This is a genomic window from Aminobacter sp. Piv2-1, from assembly GCF_037625995.1.
Taxonomy (GTDB): Bacteria; Pseudomonadota; Alphaproteobacteria; order Rhizobiales; family Rhizobiaceae; genus Aminobacter.
The window spans coordinates 296935-322998 of record NZ_JARKMU010000001.1 but is presented as its reverse complement, the minus strand read 5'-3'; the positions used below and the strand labels follow the sequence as shown (position 1 = coordinate 322998).

The window sequence follows — 26064 nt, the reverse complement described above, 5'->3', positions numbered from 1 at the left end:
AAGGGCGCACCGAAGCTGGACCGCTTCGGCGCTACGAGAATGTCAGAGCATGCCGTCGATGATCGCCGACATTTCCTCAATCGACATTGCCCCCTTGTACAGCTTTCCGTTGATGAAGAACGTCGGCGTCGAGTCCACCGCGAAGTCCTTCTCGCCGCGGGCGCGCACGGCCCTGATATCGTCCAGAAGCTTCTGATCCGTCAAGCAGGCCTCGAACGACTCCTGTGTAAAGCCGGCGAGCCGCGCGATCTGCAGGAGCGCATCCTTGGGGTTCTGCGAGGCGGCCCAGGTCTGCTGCTGCTTGAACAGCACCTCGACCATCGGGAAGTAGTTGTCCTTGGAGCAGCGTGCGAGCATGAAGCCGGCCTCGGCCAGCGGATCGAAGGCGAACTCGCGATAGAGCAGGCGCACCTTGCCTGTGTCGATGTACTTCTTGGTCAGTTCCGGCAGGGTCGCCTCATGGAAGCGCGCGCAGTGCGGGCAGGTCATCGACGCGTATTCGACGATGGTCACCGGCGCATCCGCCTTGCCGAGCACCATTTCCGGCAGCGGACCGGCCTCGAGCAGCTTGGCCATGTCCACATTGCCCTGCGAGGGCGGCGCCTCGACCGTTGCAGCCGGCGCGGCCGACTGGCCCGAGGCGGCGGCCGGTTCGGCAGGCTTCGCGGTCGCCTTGGCCTCCTCGCTGGAGTCGCTGCAGGCAGACAGAAGCGTGGCCGCCGAAACGGCTGCCAGCCCGGTAAGTGCGGTCCTGCGGGAAATGGGTCGGATCATACGAATCACCTGACGATTGTTGAACTTTGCAGTACGCGAATACGTGAAAGCGAGAGTTGGCGCGAATTAAGGCATCGATTTCCCCAAGCCAATCGCCAATCGCCCTGCTCTCCGATCACATTGTTGCGAGCGCTGGAAGGTTATTTGCGGGAAGCAACGATGGCCGCCCCGAGTTTTTCCAGCGATGCCCTGAGGCCTTCGTCCTCGATCTTGCCGACGGTTCCGCACAGTTTCGACTGCTCGGCATCGCTGAGCTTGCGCAGCCGTGGGCGGGTCGGCGCTACCGATGCGACGGGTTTCTGGACGATGCGGATGCGGCCCACCGCGTTGAAGCCGAGGAAGGCGTTCACCCGGCCGATGATCTCGCCGGTCTCGTGTTGCAGGTGAAGGGCCGCAGGTCCCGAGCAGGCGACGACCAGCACCGCCGGCTCGAAGGGGTCGTCCTCATGCAGGCGTCTCGGCCACTGGATCTTCTCGGGCCGCGAGTTCAGCGCCAGCCTCGGACCGACGATCTCCTCCCAGGACTGGACGAGGCCGACCGAGATGCCGGTGCGCTTGCGCAGCACCGGATCGAGGATCGCGCTCGCCAGGTCGCTGACAGGCACGGGATTGCCGCGCCACTTGTTCCCTGCCATGTCGTACTCCAGAAATGACATGTCGCCAGATATGAGCCCGGCGACACGCAACGCCGAAGGCAGTCCGGTCCATCAATGGCATTCCGAAACGATACCCGCAAGCGTGCGCCGAACGCCGCCGGCCTGATCGCGACCCTGTTGCTCGACTGGTACGACACCCATCACCGCGACCTGCCGTGGCGCATGCCTCCGCGCGAACTGACGAAGGGCGGCAGGCCCGATCCCTACCGCGTGTGGCTGTCTGAAATCATGCTGCAGCAGACGACCGTCGAGGCGGTAAAACCCTATTTCCGCGCCTTTCTGGAGAAGTGGCCGGACGTCAGGTCGCTCGCCGCCGCCGACACGGAAGACGTCATGAAGGCTTGGGCCGGGCTCGGCTACTATTCCCGCGCCCGCAACCTCAAGGCCTGCGCGGAGGCCGTCGCCGCTCTCCCCGGTGGCCGCTTTCCCGACAGCGAGGCCGGGCTGCGTGAACTGCCCGGCATCGGCCCCTACACGGCGGCGGCCATTGCTTCCATAGCCTTCAACCGGCCGGCGGCGGTCGTCGACGGCAATGTCGAGCGCGTCGTCACCCGGCTGTTCTCGATCGCGACGCCCCTGCCCGAGGCGAAGCCCGAAATCCGCGGCCATGTCGAGCGCATGCTGGCGGTCGCGCGTCCGGGCGACTTCGCCCAGGCGATGATGGATCTGGGCGCCACCATCTGCACGCCGCGCCGGCCGCGCTGCATGCTTTGTCCGTTGCGCGAGGACTGCAGCGCGATCGCCAACGGCGACCCCGAGTTCTATCCGGTCAAGCCGGCCAAGGCCGAGCGGCCGACGCGGCGCGGTGCCGCCTTCGTGGCAGTGGCTCCCGACGGTTCGGTTCTTCTGCGCAAGCGCCCGGGAAAAGGCCTGCTCGGCGGCATGACCGAAGTGCCGACGACGGGCTGGACCGCGCGGATCGACGGCGCGACCGGGATGGACGCCGCCCCCTTCCCGGCCGCATGGCGGCGGGCCGGCAGCATCACCCATGTCTTCACCCATTTCGCGCTCGACCTCGACGTCTTCCGCGCGGACCTCAAGTCGGCGGTGCATCCGCACGGCCACTTCTGGTCGGCCGCCGGAGACCTCGCCGGCGAAGCCTTGCCAAGCGTCATGAAAAAGGTCATCGAAACTGCCATACCGGGCGCAACGCAACGAGGACGCTAGGGAAATGAGCGAGATCCGCCACATCGTCTACGACATCGGCAAGGTCCTGATCCACTACGATCCGGACCTCCCCTTCAGCCGCATCATCCCGGATCCTGCCGAGCGCCGCTGGTTCTTCGACAACGTTTGCACCAGCGAATGGAACATCGAGCAGGACCGCGGCCGCACCTGGGAAGAGGCCGAGGCGCTACTGATCGCCAAGTTCCCCGAGCATGAATGGAGCATCCGCGCCTTCCGCCAGCACTGGCACGAGATGGTGCCGCACCACTACGAGGACAGCGTCGACCTGATGGAAGGCCTGGTCGCGGCCGGCCACGACGTCACCATGCTGACCAACTGGGCGTCGGACACGTTCCGCGAGGCGCGCGGCCGCTTCCCGTTCCTGGAGACGCCGCGCGGCGTGACGGTCTCTGGCGACATCGGCCTGATCAAGCCCGACCAGCGCATCTACGAACACCACGTCGCCGCCTTCGGCCTCGACCCCAAGGCGTCGCTGTTCATCGACGACAGCCAGAAGAACGTCGACGGCGCGATTGCTGCAGGCTGGCAGGCGGTGCTGTTCACAAATGCGAAAACGCTCGAGGCGGACCTCAAGCGTCTCGGGATCGGACGGTGACTGGAAACCGGCCGATCGGCGAACCCTAAGGCGCCTGGGCGCCCGGAATTCGAACTGTTCTGCCAGGACTGGCAGGGCTTCTGAAGGTCCAGATGGCACAAGCCATGGAGCCTGATCCGCCGCGCGGGTGAAGCGCGACGGAAGCCGATCTTGAAGCGGCTTACGCCCCGGCCTTTTCCATGCCGACGCGGACGATGCGGCGCAGTTCGTCGATCTGGGTCAGGCCGCCCGCCCGCTCATAGTGCCAGAAGGTCCAGCCGTTGCAGGCGTCGAGCCCCTGCACGGCAGCGCCGACGCGATGGATCGAGCCGGCGGTTTCGCCGATCGCCAGCGTGCCGTCGGCGCGCACCTTGGCGGCCCAGCGCTTCTTGGCGTCGTAGAGCGTGGCGCCCGGCGCCAGCAGGCCCATGTCGATCAGGCTGACGAATGCGACGCGCGGCTCGGCGCGCTTGCCGGTGAGCACGGTGAGTTCAGGACCGTCGAGCGTGCGCACCGAGGCGATGCGCTCCTGGGCGGCATCGATATAGGCCTGCTCGCGCTCGATGCCGACGAAGTGGCGGCCGAGCCGCTTGGCGACCGCGCCGGTCGTGCCCGAGCCGAAGAAGGGGTCGAGGATGACGTCGCCCGGCTTGGTCGATGCCAGCATGATGCGGGCCAGCAGCGCTTCCGGCTTCTGGGTCGGGTGCAGCTTGTTGCCGTCCTCGTCCTTCAGGCGCTCGCCGCCGGTGCAGATCGGGAACAGCCAGTCCGAGCGCATCTGCACGTCGTCGTTCGACGCCTTCATGGCCTCGTAGTTGAAGGTGTAGTTCTTGCCTTTCTGGTCGCGCGAGGCCCAGATCATGGTCTCGTGCGCGTTCTGGAAGCGGCGGCCGCGGAAGTTCGGCATCGGGTTGGTCTTGCGCCAGACCACGTCGTTGAGGATCCAGAAGCCGAGGTCCTGCATCTTGGCGCCGACGCGGAAGATGTTGTGATAGGAGCCGATGACCCAGATCGTGCCGTTCGGCTTGAGCACGCGGCGCGCCGCCAGCAGCCAGGCGCGGGTGAAGGCGTCATAGGCCTCGAAGCTCTCGAACTGGTCCCAGTGGTCGTCCACGGCATCGACCTTGGACTGGTCCGGCCGGTGCAGGTCGCCGTCGAGCTGCAGGTTGTAGGGCGGGTCGGCGAAGATCACGTCGACCGAGGCCGAGGGCAGCTTGTCGAGCGCTGCGATGCAGTCGCCCTTGATGATGGTGTCGAGCCATTCGGACGGCTGGGGCGTGCGGGAAAGCTGGCTGAGAGGACGCACTGCTGACATGCTGATACCCAAATGACGCGTTACTGTTTACTCGCCGTTATGGTTACCGATCAGCGTAAACAATTGATGAAGCAGGCGTCCGAATTTGCGGTTCCGGCCGGAATGGTGTAATCGCCGCGCCTTGAGTTCCCCGGCCCGCGCCATGCGCCGGCCCATTTCTTCCGGATCGCCATGAACCAGCCAGACCTAGTCATATTCGATTGCGACGGCGTGCTCGTCGATTCCGAAATCATCGCCGCGCGCGTCGAGTCCGATCTGCTGACCGCGGCGGGTTTCGAGATTTCGGCCGAGGAGATCGCCGAGTCCTATGCCGGCCTCACCTTCAAGGACATCCTGCTCAAGATCGAGGAGAAGGCCGCCATCCCGTTCCAGGCCTCGCTCATCACCCAGGCCGAAGAGCTGGTCGACCGGCGGCTCAAGAACGAGGTGCGCGCCATCGACGGCGTGCACGAGGCCGTCGCCGACGTCACCGCGCCGAAGTGCATCTGCTCGAACTCGACCTCCGAGCGCATCGAGATGATGCTCGATCGCACCCGCATCCTGCCGCTGTTCAAGGGCCGCATCTTCTCGGCGCTCGAAACGCCGAGCCGCCGACCGAAGCCGGCTCCGGACGTTTTCCTGCACGCAGCCAGGACGCTCGGCGCGGACCCGGCCAACACCTTCGTCATCGAGGACTCCGTCCACGGCATCGCCGGGGCGGTGGCGGCCGGCATGCGGGTCATCGGCTTCACCGGCGGGGCGCACAGCTATCCCGGCCATGCCGACATGCTGACCGATGCGGGCGCCGAAACGGTGATCCGGCGCTGGGCCGACCTCGGCGGCGTGATTGCCGCGCTGAGCATGTGGTCGGAAAACGCCTGAAAGCAAAAGCGCCGGTCGATGACCGGCGCTCCGATGGCTCAGCCCTGAGGCTTCTTCTTCTGCGGCCCTTCGTCGTAACCCACGAAGATCTGGACATCGCGCGCCGTCGGCTTGGGGATGGTGATGTTCGGGATGGTGAACACCCACTGGGTCGCCATCGACGTATCGGCGACCTGCACAGCGTTCTTGTGCAGCTGCGAGTAGAGAACCTCCTCGCCGCGAATGACCGCAATGCGGATCGGCATGTTGACGGTGCCGGGGCCGCCAGCCGGTCCGGTGACCACCTTGCCGGCGACGCCGACATTGATGCTCATGGTGGTGTCGGTGCGCGTGCAGTTGCGGGTCGCGTCGGTGATGGCCGACTGGTAGGTGAGCTTGGCCGGGTCGTCCTGGCCGCCCTTGGCGTAGCTGTTGAAGAAGGCCGTGCCGTCGCGGAGCGTCACGTTGGGGCAATAGGCGAGCAGTTCGCTGGCCAGGATCTTGCCTTCCTCTTCCGCGATCTGCTTCGGATCCTTGGGCTGAGGGGGGGCAAAAAAGCCGCCGCCGCTGCCGCCGGATTGGCAGGCTGCGACGATAAGCATAAAGCTGGAGGTCGCCAAAGTCGCCATAAAGCGACCGTCGATCTTACGAAACAACATGAACTGCACTTCCCTCTCGCAAAGCTGTCGTTCTATATCAACCGCGCGGCAAAAATGCGACTGAGGGAGCGCAGTTTTCCCCTTCCCGCCGATGACCGGCAGGACGCACCGCCTTGGAACGGATAGATATGCACTATGTGAGCACCCGCGGGGAAGCTCCCGCGCTTGGATTTTCCGACGCAGTACTGGCCGGCCTCGCGCGCGACGGCGGCCTCTATCTCCCCGCCGAATGGCCGACCTTCAGCGCCGCCGAAATCCGCAAGATGCGCGGCCTTTCCTATGCCGATCTGGCCATCAGGCTGCTCACCCCGTTCCTCGGCGGCGAGATCAAGCAGGACGTGCTCGAGCGGCTCGTCAGGGAAGCCTACGCGACCTTCCGCCACGACGCCGTCTGCCCGCTCGTCCAGACCGGCGCCAACAGCTTCGTGCTCGAGCTCTTCCACGGCCCGACGCTCGCCTTCAAGGACGTCGCCATGCAGCTTTTGGCGCGCCTGATGGACCATGTGCTGGCCGAGCGCGGCCAGCATGCGACCATCGTCGGCGCCACCTCGGGCGACACGGGTGGGGCTGCGATCGAGGCCTTCGCCGGGCGCGAGCGCACCGACATATTCATCCTGTTCCCGCACGGCCGGGTCTCGCCGGTGCAGCAGCGCCAGATGACCACCTCGGCTGCGGCAAACGTGCATGCCCTGTCGATCGAAGGCAACTTCGACGACTGCCAGGGCCTGGTGAAGGACATGTTCAACGACCACGGCTTCCGCGACCGCATGCGGCTGTCGGGCGTGAACTCGATCAACTGGGCCCGCATCATGGCCCAGATCGTCTACTACTTCTCCTCGGCGATCTCGCTCGGCGCACCCGACCGGCCGGTTTCGTTCACCGTGCCGACCGGCAATTTCGGCGACATCTTCGCGGGCTACGCCGCCAAGCGCATGGGCCTGCCGATCGACCGGCTGATCATCGCGACCAACGACAACGACATCCTCGACCGCACGCTGAAGAGCGGCGAGTACCGCACGACGGGCGTCGTCGCGACCACCTCGCCTTCCATGGACATCCAGGTTTCCTCGAACTTCGAGCGCCTGCTGTTCGAGGCTTCCGACCGCGACCCCGCGGTTGTTCGACGCTACATGGCCGGCCTCAAGCAGTCGGGCTCCTTCACCATCGAGGAAAAGGCGCTGGCAGGCATCCGCGGCGAATTCGCCGCCGGCCGGGCCGCCATGGACGAAACCGCCGCCACCATCCGCAGGACGCTCGAAGGCACCGGCTATCTGCTCGATCCGCATACCGCAACCGCAGTGCATGTCGCGGCAGGCCAGCCTGCCAGCGACGTGCCGATGATCGTGCTTGCGACCGCCCATCCGGCGAAATTCCCGGCGGCGGTCGAGGCTGCGTCGGGCATCGCGCCCAATTTGCCGAAATGGCTCTCCGGCCTGATGGAACGTAACGAAAGGTTCACGGTACTTCCATCAGAGATAAAAATGGTGGAAGATTACATTAGCCGCCGCACACGAGCGGCACGCTAGGGAGTACGTTGCATATGAGTGTTGAGGTAAGCCGTCTGTCGAACGGCCTGACAGTAGCCACCGAAACACTTCCAAGCGTAGAGACCGTAGCTCTAGGGACCTGGGTCAAGTCCGGCGCGCGCAACGAGCGTGACGACGAGCATGGCATGGCCCACCTCCTCGAGCACATGGCCTTCAAGGGCACCAAGAGCCGCACTGCCTTCGAGATCGCTTCGCAGATCGAGAACGTCGGCGGCGAGATCAACGCCGCGACGAGCGTGGAGACGACTTCGTTCTACGCGCGCGTGCTCTCCGGCGACGTGCCGCTGGCGGTCGACATCCTCTCCGACATCCTGCAGGATTCCGAATTCGACCCCGAGGAACTCGAGCGCGAGCAGCACGTGATCCTCCAGGAAATCGGCGCCGCCCACGACACGCCCGACGACATCGTCTTCGACCGCTTCACCGAGACGGCCTTCCGCCACCAGACGATCGGCCGCTCGATCCTCGGCACGCCCGAGACGGTCAAGTCGTTCACCTCGGAGCAGCTCCACGACTTCATGAAGCGCCAGTACGGCGCCGAGCGCATGGTCGTGGTCGCCGCCGGCGACGTCAAGCACGACGACTTCGTCCGCGAGGTGGAGAAACGCCTCGGCAATTTCCGCACCAAGGCCGAAAGCGCCATTCCCCAGTATGCGCAATATGTCGGCGGCGACTTCCGCGAGGATCGCGACCTGATGGACGCGCAGATCGTGCTGGGCTTCGAGGGCCGGGCCTATCACGTCCGCGACTTTTACGCCTCGCAGGTGCTTTCGATGATTCTCGGCGGCGGCATGTCGTCGCGCCTGTTCCAGGAAGTCCGCGAGAAACGCGGCCTCTGCTATTCGGTCTACGCGTTCCACTGGGGCTTTTCCGACACCGGCATCTTCGGCATCCATGCCGCGACCGGTCAGAGCGACATCGCCGAACTTTTGCCGGTCATCATCGGCGAGTTGCAGAAGGCCGGCGAAAGCATCCTCCAGGAAGAGCTCGACCGCGCCCGCGCGCAATATCGCGCCGGCCTGATCATGTCGGCCGAGAGCTGCTCCAGCCGCGCCTCGCAGATCGCCCGCCAGCTGCTTCTGTTCGGCAGGCCGATCGCCAAGGAAGAGCTGATGGAACGGCTTTCGGCACTTACCGTCGAACGGCTGACGGACCTGTCTTCGCGGCTGTTCTCCACCCGGCCGACCATCACCGCGGTCGGTCCGGTCGGCACGCTCGCGCCCTACGAATCGATCCTGGATTCCCTGCCCGGCACGCAGACGGCCGCGCGCAAGCTCGCGGTCTGAGCTTGCAGCATGCTTTCGCTCCCGTTCTTCCGCCGCCAAGCGCCGGCGCTGAAAGGCGAGCGTGTTACGCTGCGCATGCCGGTGTCGCGCGACTATCACGAATGGGCGACGCTGCGTGCCGAAAGCCGTTCCTTCCTCGTGCCCTGGGAGCCGAGCTGGGCGCCCGATGAACTGGACCGCTCGGCGTGGCGTGTCCGCCTCGCCCGCTACCAGGACGACAACGTCCAGGGAACCTCGGCCGCCTTCTTCATCTACGAAAATGCCGGCGATAAGCTCGTCGGCGGCATCACGCTCGGCAACATCCGCTACGGCGTCGCCCAGACCGGCCACATCGGCTACTGGATCGGCGAGCGCTATGCCGGCCAGGGCCTGATGCTGGACGCCGTCCGCCTGCTTGTTAGGCATGCCTTCGATACGCTGAGATTGCACCGGATCGAGGCTGCCTGTATCCCGGAAAACACTCGCTCCGTACGCGTGCTTGAAAAAGCCGGATTCCGGCGCGAAGGACTTCTGCGATCCTATCTGCGGATCAACGGCGAATGGCACGACCACTATCTTTACGCGCTGATCGCGGACGACCCGCAGGCCGTCATCACGAAGGGCTGATCTTGTCGAAGCACCTGCTGTCGCCGCTGTTTGCGTTTGTCCTGTCGATCGTGGCGATCGTCCTCGCGGCGTCGCAGGCGTCCGCCGTGGAGGCAATCAAGATCTCACGAGACGATGTCGCGTTGAACCTTACCGGCGCGGTCGAGATCTATCGCAATCAGGGCGAGAATTTCCAGATTTCGACGGCTCCCGGCCCGGATGGAATCGTCCGCCGCATCGAGGTCGAGGCGAAGGACAAGCGTTCGAGCGGCGACTGGGCCGTGTTCGCGCTCGCCAACACCACCGACCAGCAGCTCGACCGGCTGATCGTCGCGCCGCATTTCCGGCTCGTCGGTTCGGGACTGTTCTGGCCCGACCTCGGCTCGAGCCGAATCGCTTCCATCACCCCAAGCGAGGGCTTTGCGCTCGACCGGCAGCAGAGCAGCGACGCGGACGTCTTCCTCGTCACGCTCAACCCCGGCACGGTGGTGACCTTCATCGCCGAGCTCGCCTCGCCCAAGCTGCCGCAGGTCTATCTGTGGGATCCCGAATCCTACAAGGACACGGTCAACTCCTACACGCTGTTCCGCGGCATCGTCATCGGCATCGCCGGCCTGCTGGCGCTCTTCCTGACCATCCTGTTCGTCGTCAAGGGTACCTCGATGTTCCCCGCGACGGCGGCGCTGGCCTGGGCGGTGCTCGCCTATATCTGCGTGGATTTCGGCTTCCTCAATAAGGTCATCGAGGTCTCGCCGGGCAGCGAGCAGATATGGCGCGCGGGCACCGAGGTGGCCCTTGCGGGCACCTTCGTGGTGTTCCTGTTCGCTTATCTCAACCTCAACCGATGGCACGGGCATTTCAGCTACGGCGCTTTTGTCTGGATCGTCGGACTGCTGCTGATCGCCGGCGTCGCCATCATCGATCCGGCCGTGGCCGCCGGCATCGCGCGCATCTCCTTCGCGGCGACCGCCATCACCGGCCTCGGCCTGATCGTCTACCTCAGCATCCGCGGTTATGACCGGGCCATCATGCTGGTGCCAAGTTGGGCGATGGTGCTCATCTGGCTCGCCGGTTCGTGGATGACAATCACCGGCGTGCTCGACAACGACATCGTGCAATCCGCGCTCGGCGGCGGCCTCATCCTCATCATCCTGCTCATCGGCTTCACCGTCATGCAGCATGCATTCGCCGGCAGCGCCCTGCACCAGGGCCTGTTCAGCGACATGGAGCGGCAGGCGCTGGCCATCGCCGGATCGGGCGACATCGTGTGGGACTGGGACGTGCTGCGCGACCGCGTCGTCACCCGGCCCGACGTCAGCATCCAGCTCGGGCTTCCGGCCAACAGCCTGGGCGGCGCCGCGCGCAACTGGCTGCCGGTGCTGCACGCCGACGACCGCGATACGTTCCGCACCACCCTCGACGTCGTGCTCGAACACCGCCGCGGCCGCGTCTCGCAGAGCTTCCGCCTGCGCGGGGCCGACGGCCACTACCACTGGTTCTCGCTCAAGGCGCGGCCGGTGATCGGCTCCGACGGCGAGGTGATCCGTTGCGTCGGCACGCTCGTCGACGTCACCGAGCAGAAGAAATCGGAAGAGCGGCTGCTGCACGACGCCGTGCACGACAACCTCACCGGCCTGCCGAACCGCGAACTGTTCATGAACCGGCTGGAGGCGATCATCTCCATCGCCCGCACCGAGGAGAAGGTCAGGCCCTCGGTCTTCGTCATCGACATCGACCGCTTCAAGCAGGTCAATGACGGTCTCGGCATCTCGGCCGGCGACACGATCCTGTTGACCATCGCCCGCCGCCTGCACCGCCTGCTCAAGCCGAAGGACTCGCTGTCGCGCTTCGCCGGCGACCAGTTCGCGCTCATGCTGCTTTCCGAAGAGGACCCCTCGCGCATCGCCGCCGTGGCCGACGCCATCAAGCAAGCGATCAAGGCGCCGATCACCTTCGCCAAGCGCGAGATCGTCCTTACCGCATCGGTCGGCCTCATCACCTGGACCACGGCCCAAGCCTCGGCCGAGGACATGGTCAAGGACGCCGAGCTTGCCATGCACCAGGCCAAGCGCTTCGGTGGCGACCGCATCGAGCCGTTCCGACCCGCCTTCCGGACGGTGGGCACCGACCGGCTGCAGCTCGAATCGGATCTCCGGCGCGCCATCGAACGCAAGGAGTTCACACTCGCCTACCAGCCGATCGTGCGGCTGGAGGATGGCTCCGTCGCCGGCTTCGAGGCGCTGCTCAGGTGGGACCACCCGCGTCGCGGCCTCATTCCGCCGGGCGACTTCATCCCCGTCGCCGAGAGCTGCGGCCTGATCGTACAGCTCGGCCTTTTCGCCATGCAGCGCGCCGCCGAGGACCTAGCGGAATGGCAGAAGCAGATCGGCGACCAGCCGCTGTCGGTTTCGGTCAATCTTTCCAGCCGCCAGCTCATCCGCCGCGACCTCGTCAGCGACGTGCGCTCGGTCATCGCCCGCGCCAATCTCAAGCCGCGCTGCTTCCGGCTCGAGCTCACGGAATCGCTGGTCATGGACAATCCTGAGCAGACCAACCACGTCCTGACCAAGCTCAAGCAGCTCGGCATCGGCCTGTCACTCGACGATTTCGGCACCGGCTATTCATCGCTGTCGTACCTGACCCGCTTCCCCTTCGACACGATCAAGATCGACAAGAGCTTCGTCGACGACACCTCGCCGAAGCGCGCCGTCCTCATCAAGTCGATGGTCAACATGGCGCACGAACTCGGCCTTTCGGTCGTCGCCGAGGGTATCTCGGACGAGAGCGACGCGCTCGAACTCAGGCAGATGGGCTGCGAGTACGTGCAGAGCTTCATGTTCGGGGCGCCGGTCCCCGGCGATCAGGCGCTGAAGCTCCTGAAGGAGCAGTTCTCGACAGGCTCAGGCGTGACCGGCTGAGCCGCTCAGCCGCGCCAGGTCGATCCCGAGCGAAGCCACCACGCGGTCGTACTTTCGGTCGAGATCGGTGTCGAAGAGCAGTTCAGGCGTGGCCGGACAGGTCAGCCAGCCATTGGCGGCGATCTCGCCTTCCAGTTGGCCGGCGCCCCATCCCGAGTAGCCGAGCGCCATCAGGGCATGGCGCGGCCCGCGCCCGACCGAGATCGCGCGCAGGATGTCGACGGTCGCCGTGAGGCAGATTGCATCCGAGACGGGCAGCGAGGACTCGACCTTGTAGTCGTCGGTGTGCAGGACGAAGCCGCGGCTGCGGTCGACCGGGCCGCCGTTGCGCACGATGAAGTCCTTGGCCTTCAGCGGCAACCTGATTGCCTCCTGCTCGTCGAGGATGCCCAACTGCACCAGGAGGTCGGGGAACAGCAGCGGCTGGACCTGGTTGATGATCAACCCCATGGCGCCCTCGTCGCTGTGGGCGCAGATGTAGATGACGGCGCGCGCGAACCTGTCGTCCTTCATCCCGGGCATCGCGATGAGGAACTGGTCGTCGAGGAAACCGCGCCGCGAGGCGCCCTTTTTCTGGCGCAGAATATCCATCCCGGCAGCGTAACGCGTTTCCCTTCGTCTTGAAAGATGGGGATGGGGCGGCGCCGGGCCCCCGGGCGTTCCGATTGGAACATTCCGTCACGGAAATATGATTGCCCAAGGACAACGTGACCGATTGCGATTGCACGTCGACACGTTCAAATCACGGACATGATACTGCAGAAAACTCTCGCCGCCGGTCTTGGACTCATCCTGTTCGGCGTGGCGGCACCGGCATATTCCTCGGCATCGGACTGGGGCACGACCGAAGGCGGTCGCTTCCGCCTGGTTACCGCAGGCAGGCCCGACGCCGAGGGCAAGCTCCAGGGCGTGCTTTTCATCGAGCTGAAGCCAGGCTGGAAGACCTACTGGCGCGACCCCGGCGATTCCGGCGTGCCGCCGCAGATCGACGTCACGGCCTCGCGCAACGTGTCGGCGGTGGAGATGTCGTTTCCAGCGCCGCAACGGCACGACGACGGATATTCGATCTGGGCCGGCTACGACTATCCGGTGGGCCTGCCCGTGACCTTCACTATCCCCTCGCCCGGCGAACCCTCGCTGATCGAGGCGGACGTCTTCCTCGGCGTCTGCGAGACGATCTGCGTGCCCGTGCAGGCCCGGTTGCAGGTCGACCCCGCAGCCGATCCCGACAACCCTGACGACGTGGCGCTGGTGGAGGCGGCCTTTGAGGCGCTGCCGGCTCCGGCGCAGGCCGACTTCGGCGTCACGCCCACCCCGGGTGGGGACGGGATGCTGTCGGTCGTGGCCAACGTGCCGGGAAGTCCGGAGGGCGTGGATCTCTTCGTCGCCGGCACGGACGGCTACCTGTTCGGCGTGCCGAAGCGAAACGCAGAGGCAGGCAAGCTGACCTTCACCGTCAAGGTGATCGACCGCCCGGACGCGCCCCCGACCGGCAAGGGCATTCCCTACACGCTGACGACGGCGACGTCCGCGGTCGAAGGCTTCCTGCCCTATCCCTGAGCCAATGGTTCGGGCTGCACGGGTGTTGGCCTGAGCCGCCATCTGCGCTAGAGCAATTCCAGGAAAAGTGCGAAGCGGTTTTCCGTCCGGAATTGCGTCCAAACAAAGAGATGGAGCGTTTTCGCGTTTCGAGAAAAGCGAAAGTGCTCGGTGGACGGTCTGATCCGATACCTTCAACCGACATGCGAGGAACCATGACCATTGCGATCGGCGAAAAGCTGCCCCAGGCCACCTTCAAGACGATGACGGCCGACGGCGCCAAGAGCCTCAACACCGACGACGTCTTCGCCGGCAAGAAGGTCGTGCTGTTCGCCGTGCCGGGCGCATTCACGCCGACCTGCAGCAACAACCACCTGCCCGGCTACATCGAGAATTTCGATGCCATCGTCTCCCGCGGAGTCGACACGATCGCCGTCGTCTCGGTCAACGACGTGCATGTCATGGGCGCCTGGGCACGCTTCAGCGGCGGCGAGGGCAAGGTGCAGTTTCTCGCCGATGGCAGCGGCGATTTCGCCCGTGCGATCGGCCTCGACACCGACCTGTCGGCCAACGGCATGGGCCTGCGTTCGAAGCGCTACTCGATGATCGTCGAGGACGGAAAGGTTGCGCAGCTCAACCTGGAGGGCGCTCCGGGCCAGGCGGTCGACTCGGGCGCGGCGCGCATCCTCGAGCAGCTCTGAAACCAGACCGGCGCGCCGTCTTGAGGCGACACGCCCCTGCCTTGGCCGCAACGGCGGCCAAGCTCTAGGCGGATGCCCTGCGACCGCCCTTGAAGGGCGCCATGCCCTCGCGCGCCAGTTCGTCGGCGCGCTCGTTCTCCGGGTGTCCGGCATGGCCCTTGACCCAGTGCCACTTGACCTTGTGGCGCCTGTTGGCCTCGTCGAGCGCCTGCCACAGCTCGCCGTTCTTCACCGGCTTCTTGTCGGCGGTCTTCCAGCCGTTCTTCTTCCAGCCGAATATCCACTTCGAGATCCCGTCCATCACGTACTTGCTGTCGGTGTGCAGGTCGATCTCGCATGGCTCCTTCAGCGCGTTCAGCGCCGAGATCGCCGCAAGCAGCTCCATCCGGTTGTTGGTGGTCTCGGCCTCGCCGCCCGACAGTTCCTTGGTCTTGCCGTTGTAGCGCAGGATCGCACCCCAGCCTCCGGGGCCCGGGTTGCCCGAGCAGGCGCCATCGGTGAAAATCTCGATATGCTTCATTTCAGTCCGTATTCCTGCGGCGACCTGATCGCCCTGTGGAAGCGCAGGCGGCGGATGTATTCCATCGGATCGCGCTTCATCACCAGCCCGCCGTCGGGGATGGTCAGCCAGTCGTAGAGCCTGGTCAGCATGAAGCGCAGCGCCGAACCGCGCGCCAGGATCGGCAGCGCCGCCTTCTCGTCCTCGCCGAGCGGCCTGACGCTCTGATAACCGTCCAGCAGCGCCGTCCCCTTGGTCAGGTTGAAGGAAAAATCCTTCTCGAAGCACCAGGCGTTGAGACAGGTGGCGAGGTCGTAGGCGTAGAGGTCGTTGCAGGCGAAATAGAAGTCAATGAGGCCCGACAGTTCGTCGCCGAGGAAGAAGACGTTGTCGGGGAACAGGTCGGCGTGGATGACGCCCGACGGCAGGTCTTTCGGCCAGCCCTTCTCGAACTCGGCGAAATCGGCGTCCACTTCCGTGGCCAGCCCCGGCTCCACCTCGTCGGCCCGCGGCCGCGCCGCATCCCAGAGCTTGCGCCAGCCGTCGATGGCAAGCGCGTTCGGGCGCGTCATCGCAAAATCCTGGCCGGCGACGTGCATCCCGGCCAGGGCCTTGCCGACCTCGCGGCAGTGCGCGACCGTGGGCCGGCGCATCCACATGCCTTCGAGGAAGGTGATCACCACGGCAGGACGTCCCGCGAGCGTGCCTATGACGTTGCCGTCGTTGCCGTCCACCGGCAGCGGACAGGAAATGCCCTTGTGGGCGAGATGCTGCATCAGGCCGAGGAAGAACGGCAGATCGGCTTTCTCGACCCGCTTCTCGTAGAGGGTCAGGATGTACGACCCCGTCGTCGTGTGCAGCAGGAAGTTGGAATTCTCGGTGCCTTCGGCGATGCCCTTGTAGGACAGCAGGTCGCCGACCGGATAGTTGCGGAGGAACGCCTCGAGTTCACCCTCAGTCACGTCCGTGTAGACGGCCATCAGCGGGTACCGTTGACGAAGGCCATGTCGGCCGGGGTCAGTTCCACGTCGCGCAGAGCCCGCATCACCGGGAAATCCTCCGTCTCGGTCGCCGTCACGGCAAGTTCCACGGTCACGTCGAAGCGTTCGCGGAAGGCATTGATGATCTCGTCGACTATGATCTCGGGGGCCGAGGCACCCGCCGACAGGCCAAGCGTAGCGATGTCGCCGACCCCGCTCCACGGGATCTCCGACGCGCGCTGAACCAGCAGCGACATCTTGGCGCCTGCCCGCTCGGCGACCTCGACCAGGCGTCGGGAATTCGAAGAATTGGGCGCACCCACGACCAGATAGAGGTCGGCGCCGGGGGCCGTTTCCTTCACGGCCTCCTGGCGATTGGTCGTGGCATAGCAGATGGATTCGGCAGCCGGTGCCTGCAAGGCCGGAAAACGCTCCTGCAGCGCCCGCAATATGCCGGCGGTGTCCTCGACCGACAGCGTCGTCTGCGTCACGAAGCCGAGCGCCTCGGGATCGGCCGGCTGGAAATTCTGAACGTCGGCCTCGGTCTCGATCAGCGTCACGCCGCCTTCGTCCAGCTGCCCCATCGTGCCGATGACCTCGGGATGCCCGGCATGGCCGATCAGCAGCACGTGGCGGCCATGGCGGCGATGGCGCATCGCCTGCTTGTGCACCTTCGAGACCAGCGGGCAGGTCGCGTCCAGATAGAACAGGTTGCGCGCCTGGGCATCGGCCGGGACCGACTTGGGCACGCCGTGGGCGGAAAACACCACCGGGGCATCGCGATGCTCGTCGGGAATCTCGTTTAGCTCCTCGATGAACACCGCGCCCAGGTTCTGCAGGCCCTCGACCACGTAGCGGTTGTGCACGATCTCGTGGCGCACATAGACCGGCGCGCCGTATTTCTTGAGCGCCAGGACGACGATCTGGATGGCGCGGTCGACACCGGCACAGAAGCCGCGCGGCTGGCAGAGCCTGATCGTCAGGGGCGGTTTCGTCGCGGTGTCGAGCATGTGAATCTGGTTCCGTTCAGAGCCGAGATGAGGGGCCGCCGCCCTGCTGTCAAGGGCGACGGGGCGTCATTGGCGCTCCGGCTTGCGCATGAGCCAGACGGCCATGACCCCGAGCAGCGCCGCCGCCAGCCCGTACCAGGTGATGACGTATTGCAGGTGGTTGTTGGGCATGTCGACCAGGGTGACGCCGCCGACCGGCAAGCCGCCGGGATTGGGTGCCTTGCCGGCGTCGACGAAGAACGGCACGACGACGGCGCCAGCAGGCAGGCCCGCGGTCGCGGCCATGGCGTCGCGGTCCTTCCAGTAGAACACGTTCTTCTTGAGGTCATTGTCCGGCACCAGGGAACCCGGCTTGCCGTCCAGAGGATTGCGGGCAAGGCCGGTGATCGTCACCGGGCCGGCAACCTGGCCGTCCTGGCGCCTTGCTGCATCCTTGCGATCGTAGGGCACGAAGCCGCGGTTGACCAGCACATAGCGGCCGTCGTCCAGCCTCAGCGGCGTATAGACGTAGAAGCCCGACTGGCCCTGCCAGGTGGCGAGGAAGTGGCGTTCACCCTCATGCAGGAACGTGCCGGACACGGTCACCGGCCAATAGTCGACGTCGCCGGTAGCGCGGTACTTGACCTCCATCTCGGCGAGCGGCAGCGGCTCGGAGCCGATGCGTCCGTCGATCTGAGCGATCAGCGCATCCTTCCAGTACATGCGCTGGACCTGCCAGCTGCCGAGCGCGACGAGCACGCCGAAGACGATCAGGCCGAGCGCCAGGGCCAGCAGACGCCGTGGACGCTTGGCGGAAACAGAACCAGTCATGGGAACGCTCATTCGCGGGTATCCAGCCGTCCCTCGGCTGCCTTGTTGCGGTATTGGAGGGTGATCAGCACGCCTTTCAGCAGGCGCAGCGCAGTGAGGCTGAGGATGACCGCCAGGGGTATCCACAACAGGAAATGCAGCCACAGCGGCGGCGCCAGCGACACCTCCGTCCACAAGGCGAGACCGACCACCACGAAGCCGATGATGAGGATGACGAAGACCGCGGGGCCGTCCCCCGCGTCGGCGAAGGAATAGTCGAGCCGGCACACGCCGCACTGCTTGCCTACCTCGAGGAAGCCGGAGAACAACTTCCCCTCACCGCAGCGCGGGCACCTGCCCTTGAGACCTGCGGAGACGGGATCGACCGGCGGCCAGATCGCCTTGTCCTCAGCCATGGTTCAATACTCCTCGCCTGCCCTAAACGACGAAGGCGGCTGCGTTGCCGCAGCCGCCTTCCAATGCTTGGCGGCCCGCTCAGCCGCCGTGCGCGATAGTCGCGCCGGACGAGGCCCAGACATAGATCGCGGTGAACAGGAACAGCCACACCACGTCGACGAAGTGCCAGTACCATGCAGCGGCCTCGAAGCCGAAATGCTGTTTCGGCGTGAAGCCGCCGGCCATCGCGCGGAGCAGGCAGACCAGCAGGAAGATGGTGCCGACGATGACGTGGAAGCCGTGGAAGCCGGTCGCCATGAAGAAGGTCGCGCCATAGATCGAGTCACGGAAGCCGAACGGGGCGTTCATGTACTCGTAGGCCTGCACGAACGAGAACAGCAAGCCGAGGGCGACCGTTATCGCGAGGCCGTTGACCAGGCCCTTGCGGTCGTTGTTCAGCAGCGCATGGTGCGCCCAGGTCACGGCTGTTCCCGACAGCAGCAGGATGATGGTGTTGTAGAGCGGCAGGTGGAAGGGATCGAGCACCTCGATGCCCTTCGGCGGCCACACGCCACCGGTGTAGGCGGTACGGGCGACCTGGGCTGCCTCGCCCGGGAAGAGGCTGGCATCGAAGAAGGCCCAGAACCAGGCGACGAAGAACATCACCTCGGAGGCGATGAACATGATCATGCCGTAGCGCAGGTGCAGGGAAACGACGCGGGTGTGATGGCCCTCGTTGGCTTCCTTCACCGTGTCCGACCACCAGCCGAACATGGTGTAGAGCACGATCGCCAGGCCGATGGCGAAGATCCAGTACTTGGCATTGGCCATGTCGTAGCCGAAGATCGGCAGGTTGCCGCCCTTCAGGTACGACATCCATGCGACGCCACCGAAAGCCATGACGAGCGCGCCCAGCGACCCGAGGAAGGGCCACGGGCTGGGATCGATGATGTGATAATCGTGTTGCGGTTTTGCGTGCGCGTCTGCCATCTCATCCCCCGGCTTTTACGTCGGAATTAACAGTTGTCGTTTCGCCGTCGACCTTGGGCGCGGCAGCTACTGGCTTCTCCCGCTCGAGCGGGAAGAAGGTATAGGACAGCGTGATCGTCTTGATGTCCTTGAGTTCAGGCACGTTCACGATGTCGGGATCGACATAGAAGACGACCGGCATGTCGATCGAGGCGCCCGGCTCCAGCGTGGTATCCGTGAAGCAGAAGCACTCGACCTTGTTGAAATAGGCTCCGGCCAGTTCGGGCGTGACGTTGAAGGTTGCGCGGCCCGAGGTCGGCGCCGTGAACAGGCTCGTGGCCTTGTACTGCGCCTGCGTCGTCTCGCCAATCTTGATCTTGATCTCGCGCGCGACCGGCTTGAAATCCCACGGCACGCCGGCCGTATTGGCGTCGAAACGGACGGTGATCTCGCGATCGAGAACGCGGTCTGAATACTGTTCGACGCGCTGCGTGGTGCCACCATAGCCGGTGATCTGGCAGAACATGGCGTAGAGCGGCACCGCCGCGTAGGCCATGCCGACCATACCGCCGACGAAGGCCAGGCACATGCCGGCGATCATCCCGTTGGAGCGCGGCTTCCACACCACGGCCGGCTGAGCCTCCTTGGTCGCCTCGCTCATAGCGGACGATCCAGGATGGCCGGACCGAACTTGGCGATCGTGGCCAGGTAGAAGATGATCACCAGCGCCGCCAGCGCGAGGCCGATGGCGATGTTGCGGCTGCGCCGCGCTTTCTGCTGGCTTTCGGTAAGCGTAACCATTTCCTTGTCCGTCATGTTCAGACGCCCCCAAGCGCAACGACTCGGCCGATGACGCTGTCTGCGAGGTAGGCGGCAAAGATCGCGAAAAGATAGAGCAACGAATAGGCAAACAACGCCTTGGCCGGCTTCATCGCCTTGTCGGTGTCGGGCATCCGGAGCACCTTCCAGGCGTACCAGACGAAACCCGCGCCCAGCGCCACCGACACCGCACCGTAGCCGGCGGTCGTGTAGCCAAGCAGCCAGGGCGCCACGCCGACCGGCGCAAGCAGCAGCGAATAGGCGAATATCTGCCTGCGAGTCGAGGCGGCACCCGCCACGTTCGGCATCATCGGGATGCCGGCGCGCTCGTAGTCCTCCGACTTGAACAGCGCCAGCGCCCAGAAGTGCGGCGGCGTCCACAGGAAGGTGATGAGGAAGAGGACGAAGCTCTCGAAGCTGACATTGCCGGTCACGGCGGCCCAGCCGATCATCGGCGGCAGCGCGCCGGCGGCGCCGCCGATGACGATGTTCTGCGGCGTCCAGCGCTTCAGCCACATCGTGTAGACGACGGCATAGAAGAAGATGGTGAAGGCGAGCAGTGCGGCCGACAGCCAGTTGACCAGCACACCCAGCGTCATCACCGAGAGAACCGACAGCACGAGGCCGAAGGTCAGCGCCTCGCGCGGGCTCACCTTGCCCATCGGCACGGGCCGCTTGGCCGTGCGCGTCATGACGGCGTCGATGTCGGCGTCGTACCACATGTTGAGGGCGCCCGAGGCGCCGGCGCCGACTGCGATCGCCAGGATCGCGACGATGGCGAGGAACGGATTGATGGTCACCGGTGCGGCCACCATGCCGACGAAGGCCGTGAACACGACCAGCGACATCACGCGCGGCTTCAGCAGGGCGAGAAAATCGCCCGCCGTCGCCTCCGACATGCGGAAGGCCTGATCGTCAAGTCGGTTGTTGACAAGGGCCATGCGTACCTGCGTCCAGTCGTTCGGTTTGTCCGAAGCCGCCGGTCGCCCGGCGGCTTCGATTTCAGTCAGTGCCTTACTTGATGCGCGGCAGCTGTTCCCACTGGTGGAACGGCGGCGGCGAAGGCAGCTGCCATTCCAGCGTGGTCGCACCCTCGCCCCACGGATTGGCGCCGGCGGCGCGCTTCTTCGAGAAAGCCTCGAAGACGCCGAACAGGAAGATCAGCACGCCGACGGCGGAGATGTAGGAGCCGTAGGACGACACCATGTTCCAGCCGGCATACGCATCCGGGTAGTCGATGTAGCGGCGCGGCATGCCGGCCAGGCCGAGGAAGTGCTGCGGGAAGAAGACCAGGTTCACGCCGACGAACGTCACCCAGAAGTGCGTGTTGGCGATCACCGGCGAGTACATGTAGCCGCTCATCTTCGGGAACCAGTAGTACCAGGCGGCGAAGATGGCGAACACGGCGCCCAGCGACAGCACGTAGTGGAAGTGCGCGACCACGTAGTAGGTGTCGTGCAGCGAACGGTCGAGACCGGCGTTGGCCAGCTGCACGCCGGTGACGCCACCGACGGTGAACAGGAAGATGAAGCCGATCGCCCACAGCATCGGCGTCTTCATCTGGATGGAGCCGCCCCACATGGTGGCGATCCACGAGAAGATCTTCACGCCCGTCGGTACCGCGATGACCATCGTGGCGAAGACGAAGTAGCGCTGCGTGTCGAGCGACAGGCCGGTCGTGTACATGTGGTGGGCCCACACGACGAAGCCGACGGCGCCGATGGCGACCATGGCGTAGGCCATGCCGAGGTAACCGAAGATCGGCTTGCGCGAGAAGGTCGACACGATGTGGCTGATGATGCCGAAGCCCGGCAGGATCAGGATGTACACTTCCGGGTGACCGAAGAACCAGAACAGGTGCTGGAACAGGATCGGGTCGCCGCCGCCTTCGGGCGCGAAGAAGGTCGTGCCGAAGTTGCGGTCGGTGAGCAGCATCGTGATGCCGCCAGCCAGGACCGGCAGCGACAGGAGCAGCAGGAAGGCGGTGATCAGCACGGCCCAGGCGAACAGCGGCATCTTGTGCAGCGTCATGCCCGGGGCGCGCATGTTGAAGATCGTGGTGATGAAGTTGATCGCACCGAGGATCGACGACGCGCCGGCGATGTGCAGCGACAGGATCGCGAGATCCATCGCCGGTCCGGGCTGGCCGGTGGTCGAGAGCGGCGGATAGATCGTCCAGCCGCCGCCGACGCCGTAGGCACCCGGCGCGCTCGGCACGAAAGCCGAGATGATGAGCAGGATGAAGGCCGGCGGGAGCAGCCAGAAGGAGATGTTGTTCATGCGCGGGAATGCCATGTCCGGCGCGCCGATCATGATCGGCACCATCCAGTTGGCGAAGCCGCCGATCAGCGCCGGCATGACCATGAAGAAGATCATGACCAGGCCGTGGGCGGTGGTGAACGCGTTGAACATGCTCTTGCCCGCGTCTATCGCGGCGTCGCCCTCGACGCCGTAGACCATGGAGGCAAGGCCGTGGAATATCTGGATGCCCGGCTCGGCGAGCTCCCAGCGCATCATGACGGACAGGAATCCGCCGACACACCCCGCCATGATCGCGAAGATCAGGTAGAGCGTTCCAATATCCTTGTGGTTGGTCGAGTACACCCACCGGACCCAGCCCTTCGGCTTGTGGTCGTGGTGGTCGTGAGCTGCAGCGCCTGCCATATTCCGCTCCGTTCCCTGATCCCTATTCAACCGCGGCTCAGTTGCCGGCGGCCGCGACCTTGGCAGCGCCTTCGACCTCGGCCATCAGCGCCTTGTTGGCACCCGGCAGATCGGTCTTCGCGGCGGCCAGCCACGTGTTGTACTGCGCATCGTTGACGACGCGGATTGCGATCGGCATGAACGCGTGGTCCTTGCCGCAAAGTTCGGAGCACTGGCCGTAATACAGGCCTTCCTTCTCCGCCTTGAACCAGGTCTCGTTGATGCGGCCGGGCACGGCGTCGGTCTTCAGGCCGAAGGCCGGCATGGCGAAGGCATGAATGACGTCGCTCGCGGTGACGAGCAGGCGCACCGTGGCGTTGACCGGCACGACCACCTCGTTGTCGACGGCCAGGAGACGCGGATAAGCGCCCTTGTCTTCCTTGCCGGCCGCGGCGCGATCGCCCTCGGCGAGCATCGCCGAGTTGAATGAGAGCGGCTCGTCGACCTGGTACTCGTAGTCCCAGTTCCACTGGTTGCCGGTGGCCTTGATGGTCAGCTTCGCCTCTTCGGTCGGCGTGTACTGCGCCGTCAGCAGCTGGAAGGACGGAACCGCGAGGAACAGCAGAACGACCACAGGCCCGACGGTCCAGACGACCTCGATCAGCGTGTTGTGGCTGGTGCGCGACGGCGTCGGATTGACGCTCGCGCGGAACTTCACGATGCAATAGGCCAGAAGCGCCAGCACGAAGAGCGTGATCGGGACGATGAACCACAGGGTGTAGCGCTCGAACCACGTGATCTGTTCCATGATGCCGGTTGCAGCCGGCTGGAACGTGGCCTGCCAGGGTGTCGGCTGAGCCGCAAGGGCCGCGACACTGGCAAGGGAAGCAGTCGCCGTGACGGCGCTAGCAAGGATCTTTCTCATTACCCTCTGTATCTCCCAACTCCGCGCGGGCTGACCGCAAGGACATCTCGCCGCTCCGGGACGGGAATCCCAGAGACGTTCGGAGGTTCAAACCATACTCTCTTTGCATCCGCAAGGAAGCAGAGGCATAACTCATGCGGCATTTTTGCGCGCAGGGTGGACAACCCGGCACGGCGGGCCTAGTGGCGCCGGGTCGGGAAGACGATGCGTCCGCACAGCAAGGCCATAGCCCTGCAGCATGCCCAAATTCGGGCCGATTTGGGCTGGAAGTCTGGGAATAGTGCAGATTTCAGGATGGCGTGCGGGGCCTCTTGTTATTTACTTGCCGCACGCGCGACCTAAATTGTCGTGATTCGCAATGGAGCCGTCATGAAGTCTGGGCTGTTTAAAACCTTGGCCAAGGTGTTGGTCGCCGCCGCCTTCGTGGTGCCGCTGCCGGCCGGCGCCCAGCAGCAGAGCGGCAAGGTCAAGTCGACTCACGGCGCGTGGTCCATCATCTGCGACACGCCGGCGGGCGCCAGCACCGAGCAATGCGTGATGATGCAGAACGTCATCGCCGAGGATCGCCCGGAAATGGGGCTCTCGGTCGTCGTGCTGCGCACCGCCGACAACAAGGCCGAGATCCTGCGCGTGCTCGCGCCGCTCGGCGTTCTCCTGCCAAACGGCCTCGGCCTCAATGTCGATCAGAAGGATATCGGGCGCGCCTATTTCGTCCGCTGCTTCCAGGACGGCTGCTATGCCGAGGTGATCCTGGAGAAGCAGCTGCTCGACACGCTGAAGACCGGCAAGGCCGCCACCTTCATCGTCTTCCAGACCCCCGAGGAAGGCATCGGCATCCCGGTCGACCTGAACGGTTTCGCCGAGGGCTTTGCGGCGCTGCCGTGAACCATTGACCCGGAGGCATTGTCCGGCGTCGCTGCGTCGCCTACATCGGGGAGACGACCTCCCAAGGATCAAAGGCGACGTGCCATGACCAGCCTGCTCAGCCAGTTCGACATCTCCGAAGACCGCGTGCGCCGGATCGTAGCCGATACGATCGAAGGCGCCGACGACGGCGAGCTCTACGTCGAATATCGCGAGGGCGAAGCCCTGATGTTCGACAACGGCCGGCTGAAGACGGCCAATTTCAACACCGACCAGGGTTTTGGTCTGCGCGCCGTCGCCGGCGAGGCGACCGGCTATGCGCACGCGAGCGAGCTATCGGAAGCGGCGCTGCTGCGCGCCTCCGACGCGGCATCGGCCGTCAAGGGCGGCTACAGCGGCACGCTTGCCGCCGCGCCGGCCCGCACCAACCGTCATCTCTACGGCGAAGACAACCCGATCCCCTCCCCCTCCTTCGAGGCCAAGGCCAGGCTCTTGCAGGAGATCGACGCCTGGGTGCGCGCCAAGGACCCGCGCGTGCGCCAGGTGACGGCGTCGCTCGCCTCGTCGTGGCAGCATGTCGAGATCCTGCGCGGAGACGGGCATGTCGTGCGCGACATCCGTCCGCTGGTGCGCATGAACGTTGCGGTGGTCGTCGGCGATGGCGATCGCCAGGAGAGCGGCTCCTATGGCGTCGGCGGCCGCAAGAACTTCGACGAATTCCTGACCGAGGAAAGCTGGCGAGGCGCGGCAAGCGAGGCACTGCGCCAGGCGCTCGTCAATCTCGAGGCCATCCCCGCCCCGGCCGGCACCTTCGACATCGTGCTGTCCTCCGGCTGGCCTGGCGTGATGCTGCACGAGGCCGTCGGCCATGGGCTCGAAGGCGACTTCAATCGCAAGAAGACCTCCGCCTTTGCCGGCCTACTCGGCCAGCAGGTCGCCGCCAAGGGCGTCACCGTCATCGACGACGGCACCATCGCCGAGCGCCGCGGCTCGCTTACCGTCGACGACGAGGGCACGCCCAGCGCCCGCAACGTGCTGATCGAGGACGGCAAGCTCGTCGGCTACATGCAGGACCGGCAGAACGCCCGGCTGATGGGCATGGCGGCCACCGGCAACGGCCGGCGCGAATCCTATGCGCACCAGCCGATGCCGCGCATGACCAACACCTACATGACCTCGGGCGACATGACGCCGGAGGAGATCATCGCCTCGGTCAAGGCCGGCATCTATGCCGTCTCCTTCGGCGGCGGCCAGGTCGACATCACCAGCGGAAAGTTCGTGTTCGGCTGCACCGAGGCCTACATGATCGAGGACGGCAAGGTGACCCGGCCGATCAAGGGCGCCATGCTGATCGGCAACGGCCCGGACGCGATGCACCGCGTCACCATGGTCGGCAACGACATGAAGCTCGATACCGGCATCGGTATGTGCGGCAAGGCCGGACAGGGCGTACCGGTCGGGGTCGGCCAGCCGCATCTGCGCATGAACCAGATGACGGTCGGCGGTACCCGCACGTAGCAGCCGGCGGCTTGAGCTGGTCAGTTGCCGGCGCGGAACCGCCGGCCGGCAAAAAAACTCCGCGGCTACA

The 26064-nt window shown here is 65.3% G+C and carries 27 protein-coding genes; 11 read left to right on the top strand and 16 right to left on the bottom strand.

Going from position 1 to position 26064, the window contains the following annotated elements; genetic code table 11:
• Positions 1-42: 42 nt before the first annotated feature.
• Positions 43-774, bottom strand: coding sequence for a DsbA family protein (locus AmiPiv_RS01590; RefSeq protein ID WP_340035492.1), 732 nt, complete (start codon positions 772-774; stop codon positions 43-45).
• A gap of 140 nt (positions 775-914) precedes the next feature.
• Positions 915-1409: a DUF721 domain-containing protein gene (locus AmiPiv_RS01585; RefSeq protein ID WP_340035491.1), complete on the bottom strand. Its 495-nt coding sequence runs from the start codon at positions 1407-1409 to the stop codon at positions 915-917.
• Positions 1410-1484: 75 nt separating this feature from the next.
• Between AmiPiv_RS01585 and mutY the strand changes: the two genes are divergently transcribed.
• Both mutY and AmiPiv_RS01575 read left to right on the top strand, forming a co-directional pair.
• On the top strand, positions 1485-2597 hold the full coding sequence (gene mutY, locus AmiPiv_RS01580) for an A/G-specific adenine glycosylase (protein ID WP_340035490.1): 1113 nt from the start codon (positions 1485-1487) through the stop codon (positions 2595-2597).
• A gap of 4 nt (positions 2598-2601) precedes the next feature.
• Entirely contained in the window at positions 2602-3213 is a 612-nt protein-coding gene (locus AmiPiv_RS01575; protein ID WP_340035489.1) for an HAD family hydrolase, read from the top strand.
• A gap of 160 nt (positions 3214-3373) precedes the next feature.
• Here the strand turns inward: AmiPiv_RS01575 and AmiPiv_RS01570 are convergent, their stop codons facing one another.
• Positions 3374-4507 carry a site-specific DNA-methyltransferase gene (locus tag AmiPiv_RS01570; protein ID WP_340035488.1) on the bottom strand — a complete coding sequence of 378 codons (1134 nt, stop codon included), beginning with the start codon at positions 4505-4507 and terminating at the stop codon, positions 3374-3376.
• 171 nt (positions 4508-4678) lie between these two features.
• Between AmiPiv_RS01570 and AmiPiv_RS01565 the strand changes: the two genes are divergently transcribed.
• The gene (locus tag AmiPiv_RS01565) at positions 4679-5368 is read left to right on the top strand and encodes an HAD family hydrolase (RefSeq protein WP_340035487.1); all 690 of its coding nucleotides are present in this window, start codon (positions 4679-4681) and stop codon (positions 5366-5368) included.
• A 38-nt stretch (positions 5369-5406) separates the two neighbouring features.
• Here AmiPiv_RS01565 and AmiPiv_RS01560 read toward each other — a convergent pair whose 3' ends face one another.
• The gene (locus AmiPiv_RS01560; protein ID WP_340035486.1) at positions 5407-5949 is read right to left on the bottom strand and encodes a hypothetical protein; all 543 of its coding nucleotides are present in this window, start codon (positions 5947-5949) and stop codon (positions 5407-5409) included.
• A 185-nt stretch (positions 5950-6134) separates the two neighbouring features.
• Between AmiPiv_RS01560 and thrC the strand changes: the two genes are divergently transcribed.
• The 4 genes from thrC to AmiPiv_RS01540 are packed head-to-tail and all read left to right on the top strand — an operon-like array spanning position 6135 to position 12342.
• Positions 6135-7532: a threonine synthase gene (gene thrC, locus AmiPiv_RS01555; protein WP_340035912.1), complete on the top strand. Its 1398-nt coding sequence runs from the start codon at positions 6135-6137 to the stop codon at positions 7530-7532.
• A 14-nt stretch (positions 7533-7546) separates the two neighbouring features.
• On the top strand, positions 7547-8839 hold the full coding sequence (locus AmiPiv_RS01550) for a M16 family metallopeptidase (RefSeq protein ID WP_340035485.1): 1293 nt from the start codon (positions 7547-7549) through the stop codon (positions 8837-8839).
• A 9-nt stretch (positions 8840-8848) separates the two neighbouring features.
• On the top strand, positions 8849-9445 hold the full coding sequence (locus tag AmiPiv_RS01545) for a GNAT family N-acetyltransferase (protein WP_340035484.1): 597 nt from the start codon (positions 8849-8851) through the stop codon (positions 9443-9445).
• Positions 9379-12342: an EAL domain-containing protein gene (locus tag AmiPiv_RS01540; RefSeq protein ID WP_445206879.1), complete on the top strand. Its 2964-nt coding sequence runs from the start codon at positions 9379-9381 to the stop codon at positions 12340-12342. The genes AmiPiv_RS01545 and AmiPiv_RS01540 overlap by 67 nt, the downstream gene beginning before the upstream one ends.
• Here the strand turns inward: AmiPiv_RS01540 and AmiPiv_RS01535 are convergent.
• The gene (locus AmiPiv_RS01535) at positions 12325-12933 is read right to left on the bottom strand and encodes a YqgE/AlgH family protein (RefSeq protein ID WP_340035482.1); all 609 of its coding nucleotides are present in this window, start codon (positions 12931-12933) and stop codon (positions 12325-12327) included. The two genes, AmiPiv_RS01540 and AmiPiv_RS01535, sit on opposite strands and share 18 nt — an antisense overlap.
• 159 nt (positions 12934-13092) lie before the next feature.
• Between AmiPiv_RS01535 and AmiPiv_RS01530 the strand changes: the two genes are divergently transcribed.
• Positions 13093-13902, top strand: coding sequence for a protein-disulfide reductase DsbD domain-containing protein (locus AmiPiv_RS01530; RefSeq protein ID WP_340035481.1), 810 nt, complete (start codon positions 13093-13095; stop codon positions 13900-13902).
• Between the two features lie 194 nt (positions 13903-14096).
• On the top strand, positions 14097-14582 hold the full coding sequence (locus tag AmiPiv_RS01525; RefSeq protein ID WP_340035480.1) for a peroxiredoxin: 486 nt from the start codon (positions 14097-14099) through the stop codon (positions 14580-14582).
• Between the two features lie 64 nt (positions 14583-14646).
• Here the strand turns inward: AmiPiv_RS01525 and rnhA are convergent, their stop codons facing one another.
• From rnhA to coxB, 11 genes are all read right to left on the bottom strand, one after another.
• Positions 14647-15102: a ribonuclease HI gene (rnhA, locus tag AmiPiv_RS01520; RefSeq protein ID WP_340035479.1), complete on the bottom strand. Its 456-nt coding sequence runs from the start codon at positions 15100-15102 to the stop codon at positions 14647-14649.
• Entirely contained in the window at positions 15099-16061 is a 963-nt protein-coding gene (locus AmiPiv_RS01515) for a homoserine kinase (protein ID WP_340035478.1), read from the bottom strand. The genes rnhA and AmiPiv_RS01515 overlap by 4 nt, the downstream gene beginning before the upstream one ends.
• Complete coding sequence (ispH, locus tag AmiPiv_RS01510) at positions 16061-17071, bottom strand: 4-hydroxy-3-methylbut-2-enyl diphosphate reductase (protein ID WP_340035477.1); 1011 nt, start codon at positions 17069-17071, stop codon at positions 16061-16063. The genes AmiPiv_RS01515 and ispH overlap by 1 nt, the downstream gene beginning before the upstream one ends.
• 66 nt (positions 17072-17137) lie before the next feature.
• A complete protein-coding gene (locus AmiPiv_RS01505; protein WP_340035476.1) occupies positions 17138-17881 on the bottom strand; it encodes an SURF1 family protein in 744 nt (247 codons plus the stop codon).
• Between the two features lie 8 nt (positions 17882-17889).
• Positions 17890-18276, bottom strand: a complete 387-nt coding sequence (locus AmiPiv_RS01500; protein ID WP_340035475.1) for a DUF983 domain-containing protein — start codon at positions 18274-18276, stop codon at positions 17890-17892.
• A 79-nt stretch (positions 18277-18355) separates the two neighbouring features.
• On the bottom strand, positions 18356-19246 hold the full coding sequence (locus AmiPiv_RS01495) for a cytochrome c oxidase subunit 3 (protein WP_340035474.1): 891 nt from the start codon (positions 19244-19246) through the stop codon (positions 18356-18358).
• A gap of 1 nt (position 19247) precedes the next feature.
• On the bottom strand, positions 19248-19886 hold the full coding sequence (locus AmiPiv_RS01490) for a cytochrome c oxidase assembly protein (RefSeq protein ID WP_340035473.1): 639 nt from the start codon (positions 19884-19886) through the stop codon (positions 19248-19250).
• A complete protein-coding gene (locus tag AmiPiv_RS01485; RefSeq protein WP_340035472.1) occupies positions 19883-20041 on the bottom strand; it encodes a hypothetical protein in 159 nt (52 codons plus the stop codon). The genes AmiPiv_RS01490 and AmiPiv_RS01485 overlap by 4 nt, the downstream gene beginning before the upstream one ends.
• A 2-nt stretch (positions 20042-20043) precedes the next feature.
• The gene (locus AmiPiv_RS01480) at positions 20044-20985 is read right to left on the bottom strand and encodes a heme o synthase (RefSeq protein ID WP_340035471.1); all 942 of its coding nucleotides are present in this window, start codon (positions 20983-20985) and stop codon (positions 20044-20046) included.
• 73 nt (positions 20986-21058) lie between these two features.
• Positions 21059-22708 (bottom strand): cytochrome c oxidase subunit I, encoded by a 1650-nt coding sequence (ctaD, locus tag AmiPiv_RS01475; RefSeq protein WP_340035470.1) that lies wholly within the window; start codon positions 22706-22708, stop codon positions 21059-21061.
• A gap of 37 nt (positions 22709-22745) precedes the next feature.
• Entirely contained in the window at positions 22746-23612 is an 867-nt protein-coding gene (gene coxB / locus AmiPiv_RS01470) for a cytochrome c oxidase subunit II (protein WP_340035469.1), read from the bottom strand.
• Between the two features lie 369 nt (positions 23613-23981).
• Between coxB and AmiPiv_RS01465 the strand changes: the two genes are divergently transcribed.
• Both AmiPiv_RS01465 and tldD read left to right on the top strand, forming a co-directional pair.
• The gene (locus AmiPiv_RS01465; RefSeq protein ID WP_340035468.1) at positions 23982-24497 is read left to right on the top strand and encodes an invasion associated locus B family protein; all 516 of its coding nucleotides are present in this window, start codon (positions 23982-23984) and stop codon (positions 24495-24497) included.
• An 84-nt stretch (positions 24498-24581) separates the two neighbouring features.
• Positions 24582-25994: a metalloprotease TldD gene (tldD, locus tag AmiPiv_RS01460; protein WP_340035467.1), complete on the top strand. Its 1413-nt coding sequence runs from the start codon at positions 24582-24584 to the stop codon at positions 25992-25994.
• The last annotated feature ends 70 nt before the right edge of the window (positions 25995-26064 follow it).